Consider the following 21,577-nt stretch of genomic DNA (forward strand, 5'->3'; position numbering starts at 1 on the left):
TTCTCGCCGCCTTCTTCGTAGTTGAGCACGAACTGCAGCGCGACGCGCGCGCCGCCCGGCCAGCGGGCATGCGGCGGGCGGGCGCCGTAACCGATCAGGTCGCGGGGATAGCGGGACTGGAGCATGGTGGTGGAAGCGGAGAAAGTGCGGGAAGACATGGGGTTCAGTTCAGGGCATACGGGGCCAGCATGCCGGCATAGGCCTTGGGCAACGGCCGCGCCCAGTCGCCGCGCTTGCTGGTGCCCAGGCGCACAGAGACCAGCGCCTCGGCCAGCTTGACCGCGCACGACACGCCGTCGATCACCGGCGCGCCGATGGCGTCGGCGATCTCGTCGCACAGGTCGGTCATGCCGGCGCAGCCCAGCACGATGCACTCGCTGCGGTCTTCGGCCAAAGCCACCCGGCAGGCCTCGGTGATGATGCGGCGCGCATCGGAGCCGGGGCGCTCCAGCTCCAGCACCGGCAGGTCGCAGGCGCGCACGTTGTTGCAGAAGCGCTTCATGCCGTAGCGCTCGGCCAAATGCCAGGCGATATTGCAGGTGCGCGCCAGCGTCGTGACCACGCTGAAGCTGCTGCCGACCACGCTGGCCATGTGCATGGCGGCCTCGGCGATGCCGATCACCGGGCCGCGCGCGACTTCGCGCGCGGCGTACAGGCCCGGGTCGCCGAAGCAGGCGATGACGTAGCCATCCACGCCTTCCTGCTCGCCGGCCAGGATCTCGTCGAGGATGCCCGGCACCGACAGGGCCTCGTCATAGTGGCTTTCGATCGAAGCCGGGCCCATGCGCGGGCTGACCGCGCTGATGCGCGTGCCGGGCGCCGCCACGGCGGCGGCGCACTGCCCGATCTTGTCGGTCATGCTTTGGGTGGTATTGGGGTTGATGATCTTCAGCTTCATGGACACGGCTCGGTTCGGTGCGGTCGGAATCGTGGGTCGGTTCAAGGATGGGCGGCATCACGCCTGGGTGGCGGCGCGGCTGCCCAGGTGGCCAGGCATCATGCGCGGCGCCAGCTGCCGGTACAGCACCAGCGCGATGCCCATGCCGATAAACCAGCTGTAGTTGGCCGCCGCCTGCCAGGCCGGCACCACCACGCACAGGATCGGGATGATGGCCGCGGGAATCATGGTGGCCACCGCCGCCGGGTTGAAGCCGTTGCGGTACCAGTAGCGGCCGCGCGGGTTCAGCGTGTACAGGTCATCCACCTCGACATGCTGGCGCCGCACCAGGTAGTAGTCGGCAATCAGGATGCCGAACAGCGGGCCGATGAAGGCGCCCAGCACGTCCAGCGTGTAGTGGATCACCTGCGGGTTGTTGTACAGGTTCCAGGGCGTGATGAAGATCGAAGCCACTGCGGCGATCATGCCGCCGGTGCGCCAGCTGATGTGCTTGGGCGACACGTTGGAGAAGTCGAACGCCGGCGAGACGAAGTTGGCCACGATATTGATGCCGATGGTCGCGGTCATGAAGGTAAAGGCGCCCAGCAGCATGGCGAAGGTGCTGTCGATATGGCTGACGGTCTCCACCGGATCGGTGATCAGCTTGCCGAACACCGGCAGCGTGGCCGAGGTAGTGATCACGGTCAGCAGCGAGAAGCCCAGGAAGTTGACCGGCAGGCCCCAGAAGTTGCCGCGCTTGACCGACTTGAAGTCCTTGGCATAGCGCGAGAAGTCGCCGAAGTTCAGCATCGGGCCGGAGAAGTACGACACCACCAGCGCGATCGCGCTCAGCATCACCGGCACCGCTTCCCAGCCGGTGTACTTGACGAAGCTCAGCGTGAAGTTGACGTTCTCCCAGCCGGCCTTGTTCACCAGCCAGATCGCCAGCGCGATCATCACCACGTACACCGCGGGGCCGGCCCAGTCGATGAACTTGCGGATGGTCTCCATGCCGGTCCAGAACACCAGCGCCTGCAGCACCCACAGCACCATGAAGGCGGCCCAGCCCAGCGTCGACAAGCCGGCGAAGCCATGCAGCTTGACGTCGGCATATGGCGCCAGTGCCGGGAAGAAGTGCAGCGCCAGCACCAGGAAGGCGCTCGAGGCGAGATAGGTCTGGATGCCGTACCACGCCACCGCGATCAGGCCGCGGATGATGGCCGGGATATTGGCGCCGAGCACGCCGAACGAGGCCCGGCAGATCACCGGATAAGGCGTGCGGGTCACCTGACTGGGCTTGGCTACCAGATTGCAGAAATACTGCACGATGACGATGCCCACCAGTAGCGATACCAGCACCTGCCAGCTGGTCAGACCCAGCGCGAACAGGCTGCCGGCGGTGATATAGCCGCCGACGCTGTGCACGTCGGACATCCAGAACGCAAAGATGTTGTAGGTGCCCCAGGTCTGCTTGCGCAACGGGGCCAGGTCCTCATTGGTCAGGCGTTCGTCATAGCTGGGCTTGATCAGGGCATTGCCGTGTGCGGCATGCCCGCCCTGCGCCTGCGCTGCGTCGGCGGGTGTTGCGGTGGTTTGCATCATCTGAGTCTCCTGGCAGATGTGTGTCTTGACGATAGGCGACGCGCGGCCCTTCGGGGCTCTGTGCGGTGCGCCAGGGGAGGGTGTTTATGTGTCTACTAAATTGTCTACAAAATTGACTAAGTGTGTAGACGATGTTGTAGATCACGGATTCTTGATTGTCAACATTCGTTTTCCCTGAAGTTGGGGGGTGGGGCTTGGGGGGTGACAGGCACTTCGTGCCGCGCGAACGAAGAACTCTTCGAATGCGGTTCGTTTGGTTGTCGTGCTTGGCGGGCGTGGCTGTTTCGCCGGCGTAGCCGGCGACCTCCTTTCTGTCCGAGCGACAGAAGGAGGTAAAGAGCGCGTCGCCTGGGCGGCTGGCCAAGGCGGCGTTGGTGGTTCCAACGGTGGTGACTTGCGGCACTGCGCTTGGTGGCTCCACCCTGCTGACGCTACCTGGATGTGCCTGGCGTTGGAGGTCGGATGGACGAACCCGACTTTAGGTCGGTGGCAGCCTTCTAACTGCGTTATTGGTGGGACGCCTTCGGCTGCGCTGCGCGCGCTCACAATCTAAGGTCTGCTGCTCTGGCACGGAGTGCATCGCTGCGCTCGCACGCGTTGTCGCTGGCGATCTCTCTGGCTTTTATTGCCCGCTTGTTCTCTCCCCTCTCCCGCTTGCGGGAGAGGGGCGGGGGAGAGGGCCGGCGCGTCCACGAGCCTAAATTTTTCGATGTACCAAAGAAAGACCCGCTCCGAAGAGCGGGTCCTGTTGTGCGCGTGCGGCGAGCTTCAATACGCGATCTTCGCCGTCAAACTGATGCTGCGCGGATCCGCCGGCTGGATGTAGTTCTCGTACTGGAAGCCCCAGTACCGCTTGTTGGTCACGTTGTTCAGCGCAGCCCGCAGCGTCAGGTCCTTGCCCGCAACCCGCGTGCTGTAGCTGGCGCCGAGGTTGAACACCGTGTAGCCGCCGGCGTCGAGCGTATTGCCGGCATTGAGCTTGGTGCTGCCGGTGTATTTGCCGTCGACGCCAAGGCGCAGGCCGGGCACGAACGGCACGCGGTAGCTGACGCGGCCGGCCATGATGAAGCCGGGCGCGCCGGCGACGCGGTTGCCGCTGTTGGCCACGCCCTTGTCGTAGTACGAATCGAGATACATCGCGCTGGCGCCGAACTCCCATTGCGAGCTCAGGCGGTACACGCCCGCCAGTTCCAGGCCCTGGTAGATCGAGGTGCCATCCTGCTGGCGCGTCGGCACGCCGGCGCTGATGCTGTCGTACTCGGCGCCGCGCTCGATGCGGAAGGCGGCGGCGGTCGCGCTCCACGCGGCCTGGTCGGCCTTGACGCCGATTTCATACTGCTTGCTGCGGATCGGGCTGAGCAGCTGGCGCGCGTTGGTGTAGCCGTCCGGCACGATCGAGCCTGGCTCCAGCGCCTCGACATAGCTGGCATAGACCGTGGCCGTGGGCACCGGCTTGAACATCAGCGCCAGCGTCGGCGTGACCACGCCGTTCTTGCTGTAGCTGGAGGTGACCGGTACATAGCCGTTCTGCTCGAAGTTGGTCACGCGCAGGCCGGCCAGCACCGACCAGCGCTCGCTCAGCTGCACGGTATCGCTGGCGAATACCGACTTCTGCGTGATGTCGCTGTTGCGTACCTTGTTGAAGGCGGTCGAGCTGTAATACGTGTTGGTGTTGGGCGCGAAGATATTGCCGGTGCCGATGACCGCGCCGAAGCCGTTGTTGTCATAACGGTCGATCTGCTTCTGCCACGACAGGCCCGCCACCAATTGATGCCCGAACGGGCCGGTGCGGAACTTGCCCTCCAGCATCGCCTGCCATTGCCCCACCTGCTGGTTCTGCGCGGTGTCGTAGCGCTGGTCGATGTAGTCGCCCGCCTGGTTCAGCAGGTTGTAGGTGCTTTCATTGCGGCTGCGGTTGACCTTGGTGAAGCTGTAGCTGGTGCTGACCGCCCAGTCCGGGTTGATCTGGTAGCGCAGGCCGGTGCTGTACAGCTGCAGGTTGGTGTTCAGGTGCTGGTCGGCGCCGGCGAAGTTGCGGATGCGCCCGGACACCGCGCCCGGCAGCACCGTATCGCCATAGCTCCACAGGCTGAACGACGGCATCTGGCCGGTGGCGCGGCGGTCCTGGTAGATAGAATCGAAAGTCCAGGTCAGGTCCTTGGTCAGGCGCGCGTCCAGGCCCAGCGACACGCTGTCGCGCCGGATGTTGCGCGCGTTGTAGGGCGTGCCTTCCTCATGCGTCGCGTTCAGGCGGTAGCCGAACATATTGTCCGGGCCGGCGCGGCCGCCCAGGTCGACGTGCTCGCTCCAGACATTGGCGGCGCGGTAGCCCAGCTCGAACGAGGCCGTGAAGGTGTCGGTCGGCTTCTTGGTGACGTAGTTGACGATGCCGCCCGGCGTGGCGAAGCCGTACATGAAGCCCGGCAGGCCCTTGAGCAGTTCCACCTGCTCCATGTGCTCGTACGGCAGCGTGATGCCGTAGGCCACGAACGGCAGGCCGTTGATCTTGAAGCCGTTCTGCCAGTCGATCTGCAGGCCGCGCACGCTCAGGTAGCTGGACCAGCTGTTGTAGCCGTTGCCGTTGTCGCTGACCGACGCGTCCATGGTGAACACGTCGCCGAGCTTGGCCACCTGGCGCTCGGCCAGGTCTTCGCCGGTGACGATGGTGGTGGAGTAGGGCGTGTCCAGCTGCGTGCGCGAACCCAGCGCGCCGGTGCTGGCCTTTTTCTCAAGCTGCAGGCCGGAATCGTCCACCGCCGACGCGCTTACCGTCACCGCCGGCAGCGACGCCGCATCGGCCGGCGCCGCCGCTTGCTGCGCCAGCGCGGCCGTCGCCGGAAAGCCGACGAGCACGGCAAGTTGCGCCAGCATGGCGAGATGGCGGAGTTGGGGTGCGCGCGCACGCGCGGCGCGAAGGACTTGGCGGCTCATATGGAACAGCAGGAAGACAGGCGGGCCTGTATGTAAATGTCAATACAAATGCGAATAATTCGCATTTAGGAAAAGACCGAATGATGCCTATCCCGTGGCTGCGGCGTCAAGGCGCAAGGTTTGGGCTTCGTGGTGAAAGCAACGGCGCGCGGTGCGGCTTCAGCGGCAAGCATGGCCCGTTGAAAGGCCGGAATTCCGGCCCGGCGCAGGCGGCGGCCCGGCGCAAAACCCGATACCGGATTGTTATGGCGCCCGGCGAAAAATGATGTTGGACTTGCCTGTGAGCGGTTCATAAAGTTGCACGAACCGAGGCGAACGCCTCTCGTTTCCCCAACTTCATGACACCGAGGAGCAATATGGATCCGACCCCACAGGAAATGGAAGCCACCCGCATCGCGCGCTGGGGCAAGGTCAAGCCTTACGGCGAGACCTTCATCGAAAGCCGCCTGCCCGGGATGAAGAAGAACATCTACAAGATCATGAATCGCGGCGTGCTCGAGAACAAAGGCGTCGAGCCCGCGATCCCCGGCAACCACCGCTTCGGCGTGACCTTCATCGAGATCCCGGTCGGCCAGGGCGCCAGCCTGCACGCGCACAAGACCGAGGAAGTGTTCTGCCCGCTGAATGGCCAGATGGAAGTGATCTGGGGCGAGAAGGGCCAGTATTCGCTGATGCTGAACCAGTGGGACGTGATCTCCTGCCCGATCGGCGTGATGCGTGGCTTCCGCAACCCCAACGACCACGCGCTGGTGGTCTACTCCGTGGTGGGTGGCACCGACGAGGAATGCGGCCGCATCGCCTGGCACCCGGACGTGGTCAAGGCGGCCGAGTCCACCGGCCTGGTCTATGGCGACGACGGCTACATCAAGGAAAGCGGGTCGGACCCGGCGCAGCCGCGAGCCGAAGGCTGACGACGTCCACGGCGACCCGGACGCGTGGTCAACGAGCAGGCGCCTGCGGCATGCAGCGGGGCGTCACGTCGACGCCCCGCTCCGCGCCAGACTCCATCCCCACTTCCCCCAGGAGCTGACCACACTATGACTTCTGCTTCCGTAGCCCGCGCAAGCGCCGCCTCCGCGGCGGCTTCCCAATCGATTCCCGCCACCCCCGAGGCGCTGCTGGAAGCCGTGCTCAAGGCCAATGCCGGCACCGCCGACGCGCGTACCCGCACCATTCTCGATACGCTGATCCGGCACGCGCACGCGTTCGCGTCGGAGGTGCAGCTGACCTATGAAGAACTCCACGCCGGCCTGGACTTCATGATCCGCATCGGCCAGGCCACCGGCCCCAAGAAGCACGAGGGCATCCTGCTGGCGGATATCCTCGGGCTGGCCACGCTGGTGCTGCTGATGGACGCCAAGGCCGTGCTCGCCGCCGGCGGCACCGAGCCCGCGCTGATCGGCCCGTTCTGGCGCGCGAACCAGCCGGTGCGGCCCAACGGCGCGCATATCGCCACCCCTGACACCACCGGCGACCCGCTGTTCGTGCAGGGACGCGTGGTGTCGATCGACGGCACGCCGATTGCCGGCGCGCGCATCGAGACCTGGCAGGCCGCGCCCAGCGGCCTCTACGAGAACCAGGACGAACACCAGGAAGACATGAACCTGCGTGCCGTGTTCGAGACTGACGCCGAAGGGCGCTTCTGGTTCGAGAGCGTGCGGCCGTCGGGCTATGGCGTGCCGATCGACGGCCCCTGCGGCGAACTGCTGAAGCTGCAGAACCGCGACCACATGCGTCCTGCACACCTGCACTTCATCGCCATCGCGCCGGGGCACAAGGTGCTGACCACGCAGATCTTCGATGCGCTCGATCCTTATGCCTTCAGCGACGCGGCGTTCGGTGCGGTCGGCTCGCTGCTGCGCGATTTCGAGCCGGACGGCAATGGCGGCTTCCGCCTCGATGTCGAAATGAAGCTGGAGCCGGGCGAGACGCGCCTGCCCAAGCCGCCGCTGCCGTGAGGGCGGTATTTTCGGACGGGGCAGGACTGCTGACAAAGCGGTGACGGGGGAGGGGCATCGACGTTGCCGGCTCGCCCCATGTGCCGTGCGACAATGGCCCAGGCGACCTCGCACCGCACACAACGACCGTGCCGCAGCGCGGACCCGCAAGCGACCCTCGCCCTACACCATGAACCGACCAGCCCCCCTCCCTCGCTCCGACTGGGTGCGGCACGCCAGGCCGATGGCTGGCGTCGAGCGTATCGAAGCGTGGTTTCACGGCAAGGCGTATGCGATGCATCGCCACGACACTTACGCGATCGGCCGCACGCTTGCCGGTGTGCAGCGTTTCAGCTATCGGCGCAGCCAGCGAGACAGCTTGCCGGGCAACACCATCGTGCTGCAATGCGCATGCGTATCCTCAACCGTCAACTTCTGAACGGAGAGAACCATGTCCCAATCCGCCAGCCATTCCCGCGCACCGGCCGGCCGCGGCCAGTGCCAGAGCATTGACCTGGTCGGCAAGATCGCGCAAATCGACGGACACTGGCAACCGCGCGTCGTCGCGGAAATGAACGACTACCAGTTCAAGGTGGTGAAGGTCGAAGGCGAGTTCGAGTGGCACCGGCATGCCGACACCGACGAAACCTTCATCGTCCTCGAAGGCGAGTTGCACATCGATTTCCGGCAGGGGCCCGCGGGCGACGGTTCGATCGTGCTGCGGCCCGGCCAGATGGCGGTGGTGCCGAAGGGCGTCGAGCACAAGCCCCGTGCCAACGCGGAAGTGAAGCTGCTGCTGATCGAGCCCCGCGGCGTGGTCAACACGGGCGACGGTCCGGCGGGCGACCGTACGGTCGAAAACGACCAGTGGATCTGAGGGGCGCTCCAAAAAAAAATGCGGCACCCTTACGGTGCCGCGCTTGTCACGCCGCAGCCTGCCCGTACGGGCAGGCCACCGGTGCACTACCGCGTGATTACCGCTTGCCGTCCTTCGCGTACACGCGCTCGCCGGCCACCCACGTCTGCAGCACCTGCGTCTTCCAGATATCGGCAGGCTTGACCTTGAACACGTCCTGGTCGACCAGGATAAAGTCGGCCCACTTGCCCGGCTCGAGCGAGCCCAGCGTCTTCTCCTGGTGCTGGGCGTAGGCCGCGTCCAGCGTGAAGGCGCGGAAGGCCTGCGGCAGGGTCATGGCTTCCTCCGCATGCCAGCCCTTGATCGGGCGGCCTTCATGGTCGGTGCGGGTGACCGCCGCGTGCAGGCCGTAGAACGGGTTGGCCGATTCCACCGGGAAGTCCGAACCGCCCGCGATCACGGTGCCTTGCCTGAGCAGCGTCTGCCAGGCGTAGGCGCCCTTGATGCGGTCCTTGCCGACGCGGTCTTCGGCCATGTTCATGTCGCTGGTCGCGTGGGTGGGCTGCATCGACGCGATCAGGTCGAGCGACTTGAAGCGCGGGATGTCCGGCAGCGCGATCACCTGTGCGTGCTCGACGCGGTTGCGCAGCTCGCGCCCGCCCACGTCCTTGTACGCCGCTTCCATGGCGTCCAGCACCTGGTGGTTGGTGGCGTCGCCGATGGCGTGGATGTTGACCTGGTAGCCGGCCTTGATCGCGGTCTTGACCGCGGCCTGCATCGCGGCATCGCTCATGAACAGCAGGCCGCTGTGCACGTGGTCGTCCGAGTACGGTGCCATTAGCGCCGCGCCGCGGCTGCCGAGCGCGCCGTCGCCGTACAGCTTGACCGCGCGCAGGTAGTAGCGGTCGTTGCCGTAGCCCGACAGCGGTCCCTTGGCCGACAGCGCCTTGAAGTCGTCGCCGGTGTCGCGGATCATGCCGTAGATGCGGGTGGTCAGCTTGCCCTGGTCGGCGAACTCGCGGTAGATGCGGTCTTCGGCGGCGGTCACGCCGGCATCGCCCGCGGCGGTCAGGCCGAGCGCGTTCATGTGCGCCAGCGCGGCGGCCAGCGCTGCGCGGCGGTCGTCGTCGCTGTACGGCGGGATCACGTTGTTGACCAGCGCCATGGCCTTGTCGACCAGCACGCCGGTGGGGTTGCCGCTGGCATCGCGCTCGATGCGCCCGCCGGCCGGATCCCTGGTGTCGCGCGTGATGCCGGCGGCCTGCAGCGCCTTGGTGTTCAGCCACGCGGCGTGGCCATCGACGCGCACCAGCCGCACCGGGCGGTCCGACACCGCGGCGTCGAGCTCGGCGGCGGTCGGAAAGCGGCCCAGCTTCCAGTTCACCTGGTTCCAGCCATAGCCCAGCAGCCACTTGCGCTGCGGGTTCTTGTCGCCATAGGCGCGGATCATGCCCTGCGCCTCGGCCAGCGTGCGCGTGCCCGACAGCGAGATCTCGGTGGTCTTGAAGCCCAGGCGGAACACGTGGCCGTGGGCATCGATCAGGCCCGGCAGCAGGGTCTTGCCCTGGCCGTCGATGCGCTGCGCGTCCGGAAACTGCGCGCGCAGGGCGGTGGCGTCGCCGGTGGCCAGCACCTTGCCCTGGTCGAATACCAGCCCGGTGAAGCGGGTGACCTTGTCCTGCTGCAGGGTATAGCCCTGCACCGATTCCACCAGGGTGGGCGCGGCGTGCGCGGGCAGGCCCATGGCCATGCCGGCGCCAAGCGCCAGCAGGCTGATGCGGATTGCTTTCTTCAAAGCGATGCTCCTTGTTGTTGTGCTTTTTTGCTTGTGACTGCGGATTGCCAGGCGCCCGGGATCGGCGCCTATTCACCGGCCGCCGGCACGGCGGAGCGCGTTACGGCGGCATCGCGGGCCGGCAGCGCGGGGAATTCCATCTCGGCATAGGGCACGAAGCGCGTCTTGCGCGCGATGCGGTAGCCCAGCCAGATCAGCAGGAAGATCGGAATGCCGATATAGGTGGCGGCCACGCTGACCCAGTCGATCTTGCCGCTGGTAAAGGCCTGGTAGTTCTGGCCCAGCGTCACGACCAGGCACAGCCCGAAGGCAAAGATCGGCCCGTAGGGAAAGAACGGCGAGCGATAGGGCAGGCGCTCCAGGTCATGCCCCTGGGCGACAAAGCCCTTGCGGAAGCGGTAATGGCTGACGGCGATGCCGAGCCAGGCAATGAAGCCGGTCATGCCCGACAGGTTCAGCAGCCACAGGTACACCGACTTGCTTTCGAACAGCGAGGTCAAAAAGCACAGCGCGCCGACCGCGGTGGTGGCGAGCAGCGCCACCAGCGGCACGCCGTTGCGTGTCAGCCGCGCAAATACGCGCGGCGCGCGGCCCTCGGTGGCCAGGTTGTACAGCATGCGGGTCGATGCATACATGCCGGAGTTGCCGGCCGACAGCACCGCGGTCAGGATCACCGCGTTCATCACGCCGGCGGCAAAGGCCAGCCCCGCATGGCGGAACACCAGCGTGAACGGGCTTACGCCCACGGTCTGCACGTCGCTTTTGAGCAGGCTTGGGTCGGTGTAGGGAATCAGGATGCCGATGATCAGGATCGCCAGCACATAGAACAGCAAGATGCGCCAGAACACCTGGCGCACGGCGCGCGGGATGTTTTTGGCCGGATCGGCCGATTCGCCGGCGGCGACGCCGATCAACTCGGTGCCCTGGAACGAGAAGCCGGCAATCATGGCCACGCCGATTAGCGCGGGCAGCCCGCCGACGAAGGGCGCATCGCCGGTGGTCAGGTTGGCCAGGCCGTGGCTGGCCGCCATGTCGCCGCGCAGGATGCCGAAGATCATCAGCGTGCCGATGCCGATAAAGGCCACCACCGTCACCACCTTGACCAGCGCGCACCAGTATTCGGCCTCGCCGAAGCCGCGCACCGAGATCGCATTGAGCGCGAACATCAGGCCCAGGAACAACGCGCTCCACAGCACGCCTGGCGTGTCCGGGAACCAGTACTGCATCACCAGCTGCGCCGCGGCCAGCTCCACCGCGATGGTCACCGCCCAGTTGTACCAGTAGTTCCAGCCCAGCGCGAAGCCGAAGCCCTCGTCGACATAGCGCGCGCCATAGGTGGCGAACGAGCCCGATACCGGCATATAGGCCGCCAGCTCGCCCAGGCTCGTCATCAGGAAATAGACCATCGCGCCGATCAGGATGTAGGCGGCCAGCGCGCCGCCGGGCCCGGCCTGCGCGATGGTGGCGCCCGAGGCCACGAACAGTCCGGTGCCGATCGAGCCGCCGATGGCGATCATGGTGAGATGGCGGGCGCGCAGGGTGCGGCGCAGCGTGGGCGCGGAGGCGCCGGCGGAGGAAGGCTGGGAGGGTTGTGTCGACATCGGAATCCGGTCTGGGCGCGCGCCGTGCGGGACAAGCCACGAAGGGACGCAAAGAGGCGCAAAAAGGCGCGAAGGCGCGCAACTATGCCGGCATCGCCGGGCGGCCGCAAGCTGCGCCTGGCCGCCAGCCGCGCGGGCGGCGACACATGCCGCAGGGCCTCCTCCCGGTGCTACCGGCCGGTATATTGGGCGGCATCATAAGAGAAATCGCTGTGCAGGGAAAGCCGCTGCCGCCTGCCGGGGCATGGGCGTCCTGCGTCAAGTGCCGCACTCGCCGCCAAATGTCGGCCTGCCCGCCGGCCCGCCCGTTGGCACGTTGCGGTGTAGGACAAACTCCCGGCGCGGACAGGAATGGCACCGCTGCCGGGGCCGGCGCGCGGGGTATATCTTGCGAGGTAGCAGGCGCTGCACGCCGGCCGGTGCGAGGACCCGGCCACCAGCCCATCCCCGTTCCTTCATTCAGCGGCGCAGGGAGACTGACGGATGTTCCAGACGCACAGCGAGGTTCCGTTCGACGCCCGGCGGCCGGTCGCCGCGGCGCGTGCCGGCGCCGGCTGGTGCCGGCGCGCGTCCCGGCTGGCCGCGATCGCGCTGGCCGGCCTGATCGGCACCGCGGTGCTGGGCGGCTGCGCCAGCCTGCCGGCGCAGGCGGAGCGCACCCCGTCGACCGCCCCGGCCAATACCAGCGACACGCCGCTCGGCAAGGTACTGGCGCCGCGCCTGGCCAAGCGCCCGGGCGAGTCGCTGTTCTACCCGCTGCAGTCCGGACCCGACGCGCTCGCCGCGCGGCTGGCGATGGCGCGCGCGGCGCAGCGCAGCCTGGACCTGCAGACCTATATCTTCGAGCCCACCGGCACCGGCGCGGCGGTGCTGGGCGACATCCTGGACGCGGCCGACCGCGGCGTGCGCGTGCGCATGCTGCTCGACGACCTGCATACCGGCGGTCTGGACAAGGTCCTGTCGGCGATCGATTCGCATCCCAATATCGAAGTGCGCCTGTTCAACCCGTTTGCCAACCGCAGCGTGCGCTGGCTGGAAATGCTCGTCAGCTTTAACCGTCTGGACCGGCGCATGCACAACAAGTCGATGACGGTGGACAACCAGATCACGCTGCTGGGCGGGCGCAATGTCGGCGACGCGTATTTCTCCGCGCGCACCGACATGGACTTCAGCGATCTCGACGTGCTGGTGGCAGGGCCGGCGGTGCCGCAGGTGTCCGCGGTGTTCGACGAATACTGGAACGACGCGTCTTCCTATCCCGTGGTGGCGCTGATCCCCGCCGGCAAGGAAGCACCGGTGGAAATGCGTAGCCTGCGCAAGCGGCTGGAGGCGCGCGGCGACCAGGCCGTGGCCAGCCCCTACGTGCAGGAGTTGCTGGATTCAGGCCTGGCCAAGGGGATCGAGAGCGGCCATATGCCCGGCTACTACGGCAAGGCCGTGGTGGTCTCCGACAAGGCGGCCAAGATCACCCACCAGACCCACGACGACCCGGGTCACGCCACCGCCCGGCTGGAGAAGATGATCAGCAGCGCGCAGAAGGAGGTGCTGCTGATCTCGCCCTACTTCGTGCCCGACGACGACGGCGAGGCCTGGCTGATCGCGCTGGCGCGGCGCGGCATCCGCGTACGCATCCTGACCAACTCGTTCGCAGCCACCGACGTCAGCCCGGTGCACGCGGGCTACGCGCCGCACCGCCGGGCGCTGGTCGCCGCCGGCGTGGAGCTGTACGAGCTCAAGCCCAGCGCCTACGCCGAGCTGGCCAACCGCGGCAAGGCAGCACGCGGCTCGCGCTCGCGCGCCTGGCTGTCGTCCAGCCGGGCCAGCCTGCACGCCAAGAACTACATCGTCGACCGGCGCCTGGTCTTTATCGGCTCGCTCAATATGGACCCGCGCTCGGCCAAGCTGAATACCGAGATGGGCGTGGTGCTCGACAGTCCGACGCTGGCCGAGCGCATGACCCGGTCCACCGAGGACGGCCTGCTCGACATGGCCTACCGCGTCGGGCTGCAGACCGATGGCGACGGCGGCAATCCGCGCCTGACCTGGACCACGCGCGAGAAGGGACAGCTGGTGGTCTACGACCGCGAGCCCGGCATGGGCCCGCTGCAACATCTGGGGATCGGCGTGCTGCGTGTGCTCCCGATCAAGGAAGAGCTTTAAAGCGGTCCCCGCAGGTCGGCCGCGGCTTTCCTGAACCTCTGTTTGGGGGTATTTTTTCCGGCACCGTAGCTTCCCTCCGGAGGAAAACCCATGAAAGCTGCAGTGCTGCATCAACCCAGGACGCCGCTGGTGATCGAAGACGTGGCCATCGGCAAGCCCGGACCGCGCGAAGTGCTGGTGCGCACCGCCGCCGTCGGCGTGTGCCATTCAGACCTGCACTTTGTGGACGGCGCCTACCCGCATCCCGTTCCCACCATCCCGGGCCACGAGGCCGCGGGCGTGGTCGAGCAGGTCGGCGCGGAAGTCCGCACGGTCAGGCCCGGCGACCACGTGATCACCTGCCTGTCAGCCTACTGCGGCCATTGCGAGCATTGCCTGACCGGCCACCTGTCGCTATGCACCGAGCCCGATACCAGACGCCGCGAGGAGGAGGAACCGCGGCTGCAAGGCGCCCATGGCAACGCCATGCACCAGTTCCTGAACCTGTCGGCCTTCGCCGAGCAGATGCTGATCCATGAGCACGCGCTGGTGGCGATCCGGCGCGACATGCCGCTGGACCGCGCCGCGCTGATCGGCTGCGCGGTGACCACCGGCATGGGCGCCGTGATCCATACCGCCAGGGTGCAGCCGGGCGAGACCGTCGCCGTGATCGGCTGCGGCGGCATCGGGCTGGCCACGGTCAACAGCGCCGCCATCGCCGGCGCGGGCCGCATCATCGCCATCGACCGGGTTCCCGGCAAGCTCGAGCTTGCCCGCAAGTTCGGCGCAACCGACGTGGTCGACGCCAGCGAGGGCAATGTGCCGGACGCGGTGCGCGCGCTCACCGGCGGCGGCGTGCACCATGCCTTCGAGGCTATCGGCCTGAAGGAAACCACCGAACAGGCCTTTGCCATGCTGCGCCGCGGCGGTACCGCCACGGTCATCGGCATGATCGCGCCGGGCGTCAAGATCGAGCTGAAGGGCAGCGATTTCCTGGGCGAGAAGCGCATCCAGGGCTCGCTGATGGGCTCCAACCGCTTCCCGGTGGACATGCCGCGCATGGTCGATTTCTACATGGCGGGCCGCCTGCACCTGGACGCGCTGATCGCGCAGCGGCTGCCGCTGGACCGCATCAACGACGCCTTCGACGAACTGCGCCGCGGCGAACTGGCGCGCTCGGTGATCCTGTTCGACTAGGCGCATAGCCGGGCCCGAGCGCGGCCGTGGGGCCGCGGGGCCGGTGACCCCACCGGCCGGCGTTCAATAAGGCTGGTCCGCCGGCCTCACCTCGAAGCGCAGGATCTCTGCCAGGTCCAGCATCTCTTCGTCATCCTCGCTGCGCGTGATCCAGCCGGCGTAGGCATCGCCGCCGGTATCCCAGTTCCACAGCGTATAGCCGGCCACGCGCAGCTGGTTGTGTACCAGCTCCATCAGTTCCGGCACGCTGGTGCCCTCCAAAAAGGCTTCGTCCTCGGGGTCGTCGGTGCCCCAGTCGAGCTCCAGGTCCATGCGCTCGCACAGCTGGGTCAGGCAGCCGATAAAGGACTGCGCGTCCTTCCAGTCGACAAAGAACCCGGACTGCCAGTCGATCACCTCGCGGATCACCCACAGCAGTTCCGGCCCCTCGGTGTCGTCGTCCTCGGCATCGAGCAGGGCATCCTCGAACATCGCCATCTGGGCCGAGGTCTGGGCGCTGTCGCCAAGGTTGATCAGGGCGAAGAAACGCGCGATCGCGCCCTGCGTGTCGTCGTCCAGCGGTGTGGCCATCTTTGTTCTCCTGTTGCCGCGGCGCGCTAGGCCGCGATGCGGATGATCTCGCGTTGGCCCGCCGGTGTCACCCGCAGCGCGCGCGAGGTGCGCGTGGGCTCGACCCAGCCTCGCGCCAGCAGGCTGCCCAGCAGCGCCGCGCCCAGCGCGCCGCCCAGGTGCGGCTTGCGCTCGCTCCAGTCCGGACAGGTGCAGGCAAACTGCCGCCGCTTGCGGCGCGCCGCATCCACATCCACGCCCAGCCGTGCCAGCGCCTGCGCGCCATCGCCGCTGAGCTCGACGCGCGCCCCCTCCAGCATCAGCCAGCGCGACTGCGTCATGCGCTCGAACAGCCCCACCGCCAGCTCGCCCGCCAGGTGGTCATAGCAGGTGCGCGCCTGGCGCAGCGCCGGCGGCGCCGTGCGCGACACCGGCACCGCGCGCAGCCGCGGCGGCTGGCTCGCCAGCGACGCCGACGCCAGCGCCTCGATCGCCACGCCGATCTCCGGCGCCGCCAGCCGGTAATAGCGGTTGCGCCCGCGCGTTTCCGCCACCAGCAGGCCGCCTTCGGACAAGCGCGCCAGGTGCCCGCTGGTGGAAGATGCCGACAGGCCGGCGATCAACGCCAGCTCGCCGGCGGGCCGGGCGCTGCCGTCCATCAGCGCCCATAGCATGGCGGCACGGCCGGGATCGGCGAGCAGGCTGGCGAGGTGGCTGATGCCGGGGGTGTAATCCATGGTTTGGGTTTGGGTGAAGGGTGTGATGCGGAGTATAGGACGGGGCTGGCAAGGGTGGCCAATGCAAATCAGGTTCCGCACACCCTCCCCCTTCCATTACGATGGAACGCCGCAGTTCCCTTCGGGCGCGGTTTCGGTGGCCTGCAATGTGAACTCGAATACGGCGCCCCGTGGCCGGTTCGGCCACGCGTGCAGGCGCCCGCCGTGCGCCTCGAGGATGGCGCGACAGATCGACAGGCCCATGCCCAGGCCTTCGGCCTTGGTCGTGTAGAAAGGCTGGAAAACCTGCTCCGTATCGGCAGGCAGGCCGACACCGACGTCGTGCACCGTGACCACAACTTCACGCGCCGGGCTGACTGCGGTGCGTACAGTGAGTTCGCGTGAATGCTCGAGGATCTCGCGCATTGCCTCGACGGCATTGATCACCAGATTCAGCAACACTTGCTGCAGCTGGATCTTGTCAGCCCACACCAGGGGTAGCGCGGGCAGCAGTTCCGTTTTCAGGATGACCTGGGTGCGATCCAGTTCGCCGGCAAAGAGCGGCAGCGTCTCGGCGATCATCTCGTTGAGATTGATGCGCTGCGCTTGCGGCCCGGCTTTGCGCAGCATCGCGCGCATGCCCGCGATAACGCTGCCAGCACGTTCCCCTTGCTCGACAATCGCGTCCAGGGCTGCGACCGCCTGTTCGACGACCGGTTGCTTGCGATTGAGCCACCGCAGCGCGGCGCGTGCCTCGATGGTCAATGCCGCGATTGGCTGGCTCACCTCATGGGCGATTGACGCTGTCAGGGCGTTGAGTGTCGTGACGCGGCTGGCGTGAGCCAGCTCTGCATGGGCCTGACGCAGAGATTCATCTGCGCGCCGCCGGTGCTCGGAAAGCCGGCTGTTCTCGATGGCACTGGCCGCCTGGAACGCCAGCAGCTTGATCACCTCGATCCGTGCCGGAACGAACACACCTGGCGCAAGTGCGTTCTCAAGATAAAGCACGCCGGTCAGCCTGCCTTGATTCAGCAGCGGCAGGCACAGCATCGAACGTGCCCGGCGTCGGCAAACAAAGGGGTCGGCGGAAAAGGCCCCGCTGGCGGATCCATCGTTCATGACCACGTGCTCGCGAGAATCCAGCACGTGCTCGATCATCGCCAACGGCATATCGGCCGCATCGAGCGGCCGCACGGACAATGTCACCATGACCGTTTCCTCCCGCACGGCAGCCTCGGCTGCCACGTAATGTTCGGCGCCGTCGGGCAAGATAACCAGGCCACGGGTCGCGCCGGCCTGTTCGATGGCGGTGCGGATCAGCGTCGCCAGCAGCGGTTCCAGCCCGCTCTCGCCTGAAATCGCCTCCGAAATCGCGATCACCGTGGCCAGGTCCAGATGCTGGAGCGGCGCGCCGATCGTGCCCATCGACGGCGTTGAGGCAAGGGCGGCTCCCGCCTCGGCTGCCAGCGCGGGATATTGCATATCGAGCTGCCAGACCTTGGCGTCTGCACCCCAGCGCATGTAACCGTGACGCGCCTGGCGCAAGTACACCAGCGCGACGTTATCGAGCCGGCGATCCAGATAAAAGCGCGCCGCCAGTTCGTTTGCCAGCGCCTGAATGTGGATCAGGTCGCTTTCGCGTGCCGAGGCGATAGCCGACTCGTAGCCGCGCATCGCGTCGATGTCGCGTCCTTCGAGCCGGGCAATCTCCGCCTGCACCAGCGTGGCCCGGTGCGCAAACGTCGCCGGACAGCGCCGTGCCCATTGCGCCAACTGCCAGTGGTGCCCGGCCAGGGCGGGAAGGTGCGCGGTGAGTTCACCTTCGACGGCCGGATTGCAGCAGGCCGCGCGGGCCAGCGCCGCGTAAAAATGGTACTCGGCCTGCTCGAAATAAGCCGGCGAGGTCCACAGGAGCGGGCGCGCCTGCTCGGCCGCATCCAGTGCCTCGGCCCCGGCGCCAGCCAGATAGCGAGCCTGAAGCTTGCGGATCCAGTACCAGCATGACACCAGCAGCAGGCCCACGTCGCCGCGCAACCGGGCTTCGAATGCGGCTTCGCTGAAATCCTTGGCGTCGAAGCGGCCGAAGACCGGCGTCAATCCGCGCAGCGTACGGACGAGCTGGCGTTGGGGCGCAAGGCGGTCTGCTACCAGCGTGAAGCGCGGCCCCCATGCGAAAACGCTGCCCGAGTCCGCATCGCGTTGCACGCTGCCGAGCGGATCTCCGATCGCCAGCGCATGCGTCATCAGGTTGCTGCGGATGTAGGCGGCATAGGTGAGGTCGCCGATCTGCTGCGTCAACGCCAATGCCTGGCGCACGAGGCCGCGCGCGACGCGCAGCGGCTTGGACCAGTGCTGAAGATTCCCGCCGACGACTTGATATACGCGTGCGCGTATCCGATCGATGCCCCGCCGTTCCGCAACCTCGATCGACAGCCGCTCGAATGCGACGCCGGCCGGCTCATCGGTGGAGGCGGCCACGTGCAGCATGGCTACCCATGCATAGGCCAGCGCCGATTCGTCGCTGTTGCCATGCGCCAGGCTCAGGTTGACCATGCGTAGCACCACAAGCCGGCGCAACAGATCGTCGGTGTACCAGGCTGGCTGCACCAGCGCAATCAGCACCCGCATCGTCGCGAGCGCACCGTGGTCCGTCATCGGGGGCAGCGAAGCCAGTTCGGCGATCTCGCGCTTGCCGAGGTGGCGAGCGAACAGCGCCTCCTCGTGCGCCAATGCCGTAGCAGTCGGATGCGATGCCCATTCGACCCCGGCACGCTGAAGGTAGGCCAGCCCGACCGTGACCGCTTCGGCACGGCGCCCGCCGGTCATCAGAAGGCCCAGCTGGAGTTGCGTGAGGACTGCCAGCGCGGTGATCGACGAGGTCCGCGCGGCCAGTGACTCCAAACGATGCTCGGCGCGCGCCGAATCCCCGGTGAGAAACTCGCATTCCGCCATGTGCAGCGTCAAGGCGAAGGCGAGGGCCTGGTGCCGCGCGAAGCCGTGATCGCCCAGCAGCGCGAGTCCGATCGACAGATAGTGCAGCGCCGCGGTGTTGGCGCATGCGGACTTGGCGCGCAAGGCGGCAGCCAGGTTGAGTTCCGCGAGCCTGTCGCGCTCTTCCTGCGCCTCGAGGTTCTCGGTCGCGCGATTCAACTGTCCGACGATGGTAAAGACGTTCGCCTCGATCTCGTCGGACGGCGTGCGCTCGAGCAGCAGCCGGCCGACACGCAAGTGGAATGCCTGCCGCGCTGGCTCGGCGATGCGCGAATAGGCCGCTTCGCGCACGCGATCGTGGGAGAAGCGCAGCACGTTCTCCCTGCACGAGACCAGCCCCGCGTGCACGGCTTCCCGGATCGCGGGCTCCAGTTCGCGGGCGTCGCCGGTCCACCCGCGCGCCAGCGTGTCGACCGTGGTGTCGTTGCCAAGGCAGGCAAGCAGGGCCAGCGCCGATCGCGTGCCGGCCGCCAGCCGGTCGATCCGTCCCACCATCAGCGCTACCACGTTGTCGGTCAGCGCCTTTGCGGCGAGCTGGTCGAGGTCCCAGGTCCAGCGTGCCGCGCCGTGATCGAAGTGCAGCAACCCCTCGCGAGACAGCTCACTGATGAACTGCGTGGCGAAGAACGCATTGCCTGCCGTCTTCTCCATCACCAGTCGCGCAAGCGGCGCACTCGCGTCGGTATTGCAATGGAGCGCGTCGGCGACGAGCTGCCGCAGATCGGATTCGCCAAGACAACCCAGCTCGACATGGACCACGGCGGCGCCGTCTGCGCGTAACGCATCGACACCGTGGATCGCGCTCTGGTCGTCTGCGCCTTCGTGGCTGCGACAGGTGCAGACCACCAGCAGGTCTGGCGTGCCCGGATCAGTCAGCATCTGGTGCAGCAGCGTGACACTTTCGTCGTCGAGCCACTGGATGTCGTCGAGGCACAGCGTCAGCGGCCGCGCGGTTCTCGCGAGAGCGGCCACGAGGTTGCGCAGCGCAAGCCGCACTTGCGGCCCGGTTTCGCGCGACGGCGTTTCGTGCATCCACGGTACCGGACCGAGCAGCGTCTTAAGTTCGGGCAGCAAGGGCACCAGCGCACCGGCGTTCGGTCCCAGCGCCTGCGCAATGACGGTGCGCCAGGGAGCCATGTCGGCCGCGTGATCTGCCAGTCCGATTCGCAACAGGCCGCTGAGGGCTCGCGCGAGCGTTGCATAGGGCAGCCGTACGCCCGCATCGACGGGCGCCTCTGCCGCTACGTCACCCGGCGCGTCGGCCTTGCCGGCGGCATGGATCCCGCCGCGCCCGGCAACCGCGCCAGCAAACGACCGCATCAGCGAGGTCTTGCCTACGCCAGAATGGCCGGAAACCATCACGATTTCGCTGCGCCCGGTGGAGGCCACGCGCTCGTACGCTTCCACCAGCGTCGCCATGGCTTGCTCGCGGCCATAGAGTCGGTCGGGCATGACCCAGACCTCTGAAAGATCGCGCTGCCCCAGTTCGAAGGCTGCAATCTGCCCCTGCGCCGACAACGCGCGGCGGCAGTGCTGCAGGTCGCGCACCAGGTCTGCGGCCGTCTGGTAGCGTTCCTCGGGAGCTTTCGCCAGCAGCTTCATGACAAGTGCCGACAGCATCCCGGGCACGGCGGCGTTGCGTTCTGCCGGCGGCCTCGGCGACCGCGCCAGGTGTGCATGAACCCAGTCCAGGGGTTCACTGGCGACGAAGGGCAGCACACCAGTGAGCATCTGGTAAAAGGTAACACCCAGGGCATACAGGTCGCTGCGTGCGTCGATAGCGCGATTCATCCGGCCCGTCTGTTCTGGCGCCATATAGGGCAGCGTACCGGAGATGTCACTGATGTCCGCACGTGCCTGGGCGCCGCGCGGCACTCGCGACGCGATGCCGAAGCCCGTCAACCAGACCTGGCGCCGGTCCGGCGCCACCAAAACATGGGCGGGCTTCAAATCCTTGTGGATCAGGCCGCGCTGGTGGAGATGGCTGACCGCCATGGTTACCGCCACGGCAATGTCGAGAAACATCGCCGGGTCCATCGGCCCACCCACCAGGTGGGCGAGTGGCTCACCGCCGGGATCATCGAGCAGCAGCACTGCCGTGTCGCGCTCGCACAGGAGCCTTAGCGGGCGGGCGGCCCAGGTCGCATCGATGGTGTCACGAAGCGCATATTCGTGACCGAGCCGGTCAAGCGCGGCCGGGTAGGAGGGATCGTTGGCAGGCCAGACACCGAGCACGGACACCTTGGAATCATCATCCTGCATCAGCCAGCCGCGCCCGAACAGCCGGTCGCCTGCCTCCCATGTGGAATCAAAGCCTAGGCGTACGCCCGCCTGCGGAAAAAACATGGAAAGCACCGTTTTCGGGACCAATGTGCAAAAAAACGGC

14 protein-coding genes and 2 pseudogenes are annotated in these 21,577 nt (G+C 67.0%); 7 read left to right on the top strand and 9 right to left on the bottom strand.

The genetic code is table 11. The features are described from left to right. The 4 genes and pseudogenes from C7416_RS29260 to C7416_RS00020 form a co-directional block, all read right to left on the bottom strand. Window positions 1-125: pseudogene (locus C7416_RS29260) on the bottom strand (allantoinase); the annotation flags it as partial. Between the two features lie 38 nt (window positions 126-163). After that, window positions 164-898, bottom strand: coding sequence for an aspartate/glutamate racemase family protein (locus tag C7416_RS00010; protein WP_018005616.1), 735 nt, complete (start codon window positions 896-898; stop codon window positions 164-166). A 57-nt stretch (window positions 899-955) separates the two neighbouring features. Beyond that, complete coding sequence (locus C7416_RS00015) at window positions 956-2,479, bottom strand: NCS1 family nucleobase:cation symporter-1 (protein ID WP_111516543.1); 1,524 nt, start codon at window positions 2,477-2,479, stop codon at window positions 956-958. A 768-nt stretch (window positions 2,480-3,247) separates the two neighbouring features. After that, entirely contained in the window at window positions 3,248-5,410 is a 2,163-nt protein-coding gene (locus tag C7416_RS00020) for a TonB-dependent siderophore receptor (RefSeq protein WP_111516544.1), read from the bottom strand. A gap of 80 nt (window positions 5,411-5,490) precedes the next feature. On the opposite strand from C7416_RS00020, the gene C7416_RS28810 reads away from it, so the two are divergent. The 5 genes and pseudogenes from C7416_RS28810 to C7416_RS00040 all read left to right on the top strand — a co-directional run bounded on the left by C7416_RS28810 (window position 5,491) and on the right by C7416_RS00040 (window position 8,224). Then, a complete protein-coding gene (locus tag C7416_RS28810; protein ID WP_146604235.1) occupies window positions 5,491-5,676 on the top strand; it encodes a hypothetical protein in 186 nt (61 codons plus the stop codon). Between the two features lie 90 nt (window positions 5,677-5,766). Continuing rightward, complete coding sequence (locus C7416_RS00025; protein WP_111516545.1) at window positions 5,767-6,321, top strand: cupin domain-containing protein; 555 nt, start codon at window positions 5,767-5,769, stop codon at window positions 6,319-6,321. A gap of 126 nt (window positions 6,322-6,447) precedes the next feature. Further along, window positions 6,448-7,368 carry a dioxygenase family protein gene (locus C7416_RS00030; protein WP_111516546.1) on the top strand — a complete coding sequence of 307 codons (921 nt, stop codon included), beginning with the start codon at window positions 6,448-6,450 and terminating at the stop codon, window positions 7,366-7,368. 169 nt (window positions 7,369-7,537) lie between these two features. Beyond that, window positions 7,538-7,750 (top strand): annotated as a pseudogene (locus tag C7416_RS00035) (AraC family ligand binding domain-containing protein); the annotation flags it as partial. Between the two features lie 48 nt (window positions 7,751-7,798). Next, window positions 7,799-8,224 (top strand): cupin domain-containing protein, encoded by a 426-nt coding sequence (locus C7416_RS00040; RefSeq protein ID WP_111516547.1) that lies wholly within the window; start codon window positions 7,799-7,801, stop codon window positions 8,222-8,224. Between the two features lie 97 nt (window positions 8,225-8,321). Here C7416_RS00040 and C7416_RS00045 read toward each other — a convergent pair whose 3' ends face one another. Together C7416_RS00045 and C7416_RS00050 are read right to left on the bottom strand one after the other, a co-directional pair. After that, the gene (locus C7416_RS00045; protein ID WP_111516548.1) at window positions 8,322-9,998 is read right to left on the bottom strand and encodes an amidohydrolase; all 1,677 of its coding nucleotides are present in this window, start codon (window positions 9,996-9,998) and stop codon (window positions 8,322-8,324) included. Between the two features lie 68 nt (window positions 9,999-10,066). Next, window positions 10,067-11,599 carry an amino acid permease gene (locus C7416_RS00050; protein WP_111516549.1) on the bottom strand — a complete coding sequence of 511 codons (1,533 nt, stop codon included), beginning with the start codon at window positions 11,597-11,599 and terminating at the stop codon, window positions 10,067-10,069. A 483-nt stretch (window positions 11,600-12,082) separates the two neighbouring features. Here C7416_RS00050 and C7416_RS00055 point away from each other — a divergent pair, with 483 nt between their 5' ends. Both C7416_RS00055 and C7416_RS00060 read left to right on the top strand, forming a co-directional pair. Next, window positions 12,083-13,759, top strand: coding sequence for a phospholipase D family protein (locus C7416_RS00055; RefSeq protein WP_111516550.1), 1,677 nt, complete (start codon window positions 12,083-12,085; stop codon window positions 13,757-13,759). Window positions 13,760-13,849: 90 nt separating this feature from the next. Then, a complete protein-coding gene (locus C7416_RS00060) occupies window positions 13,850-14,935 on the top strand; it encodes a Zn-dependent alcohol dehydrogenase (RefSeq protein ID WP_111516551.1) in 1,086 nt (361 codons plus the stop codon). A gap of 63 nt (window positions 14,936-14,998) precedes the next feature. Here the strand turns inward: C7416_RS00060 and C7416_RS00065 are convergent, their stop codons facing one another. The 3 genes from C7416_RS00065 to C7416_RS00075 form a co-directional block, all read right to left on the bottom strand. After that, window positions 14,999-15,505, bottom strand: coding sequence for a DUF6630 family protein (locus tag C7416_RS00065; RefSeq protein ID WP_111516552.1), 507 nt, complete (start codon window positions 15,503-15,505; stop codon window positions 14,999-15,001). A 26-nt stretch (window positions 15,506-15,531) separates the two neighbouring features. Beyond that, window positions 15,532-16,221, bottom strand: a complete 690-nt coding sequence (locus tag C7416_RS00070; RefSeq protein ID WP_111516553.1) for an ArsR/SmtB family transcription factor — start codon at window positions 16,219-16,221, stop codon at window positions 15,532-15,534. Between the two features lie 96 nt (window positions 16,222-16,317). Continuing rightward, window positions 16,318-21,537, bottom strand: coding sequence for a trifunctional serine/threonine-protein kinase/ATP-binding protein/sensor histidine kinase (locus C7416_RS00075; protein ID WP_111516554.1), 5,220 nt, complete (start codon window positions 21,535-21,537; stop codon window positions 16,318-16,320). Between the last annotated feature and the right edge of the window lie 40 nt (window positions 21,538-21,577).

Source organism: Cupriavidus phytorum, from assembly GCF_003254285.1.
Classification (GTDB): domain Bacteria; phylum Pseudomonadota; class Gammaproteobacteria; order Burkholderiales; family Burkholderiaceae; genus Cupriavidus; species Cupriavidus phytorum.

Coding starts and splice junctions, on each gene's coding strand:
- C7416_RS00075 (WP_111516554.1), bottom strand. CDS start 21,537: ATGTTTTTTCCGCAGGCGGGCGTACGCCTAGGCTTTGATTCCACATGG.
- C7416_RS00060 (WP_111516551.1), top strand. CDS start 13,850: ATGAAAGCTGCAGTGCTGCATCAACCCAGGACGCCGCTGGTGATCGAA.
- C7416_RS00025 (WP_111516545.1), top strand. CDS start 5,767: ATGGATCCGACCCCACAGGAAATGGAAGCCACCCGCATCGCGCGCTGG.
- C7416_RS00055 (WP_111516550.1), top strand. CDS start 12,083: ATGTTCCAGACGCACAGCGAGGTTCCGTTCGACGCCCGGCGGCCGGTC.
- C7416_RS28810 (WP_146604235.1), top strand. CDS start 5,491: ATGATGCCTATCCCGTGGCTGCGGCGTCAAGGCGCAAGGTTTGGGCTT.
- C7416_RS00030 (WP_111516546.1), top strand. CDS start 6,448: ATGACTTCTGCTTCCGTAGCCCGCGCAAGCGCCGCCTCCGCGGCGGCT.
- C7416_RS00065 (WP_111516552.1), bottom strand. CDS start 15,505: ATGGCCACACCGCTGGACGACGACACGCAGGGCGCGATCGCGCGTTTC.
- C7416_RS00015 (WP_111516543.1), bottom strand. CDS start 2,479: ATGATGCAAACCACCGCAACACCCGCCGACGCAGCGCAGGCGCAGGGC.
- C7416_RS00070 (WP_111516553.1), bottom strand. CDS start 16,221: ATGGATTACACCCCCGGCATCAGCCACCTCGCCAGCCTGCTCGCCGAT.
- C7416_RS00010 (WP_018005616.1), bottom strand. CDS start 898: ATGAAGCTGAAGATCATCAACCCCAATACCACCCAAAGCATGACCGAC.
- C7416_RS00040 (WP_111516547.1), top strand. CDS start 7,799: ATGTCCCAATCCGCCAGCCATTCCCGCGCACCGGCCGGCCGCGGCCAG.
- C7416_RS00020 (WP_111516544.1), bottom strand. CDS start 5,410: ATGAGCCGCCAAGTCCTTCGCGCCGCGCGTGCGCGCGCACCCCAACTC.
- C7416_RS00050 (WP_111516549.1), bottom strand. CDS start 11,599: ATGTCGACACAACCCTCCCAGCCTTCCTCCGCCGGCGCCTCCGCGCCC.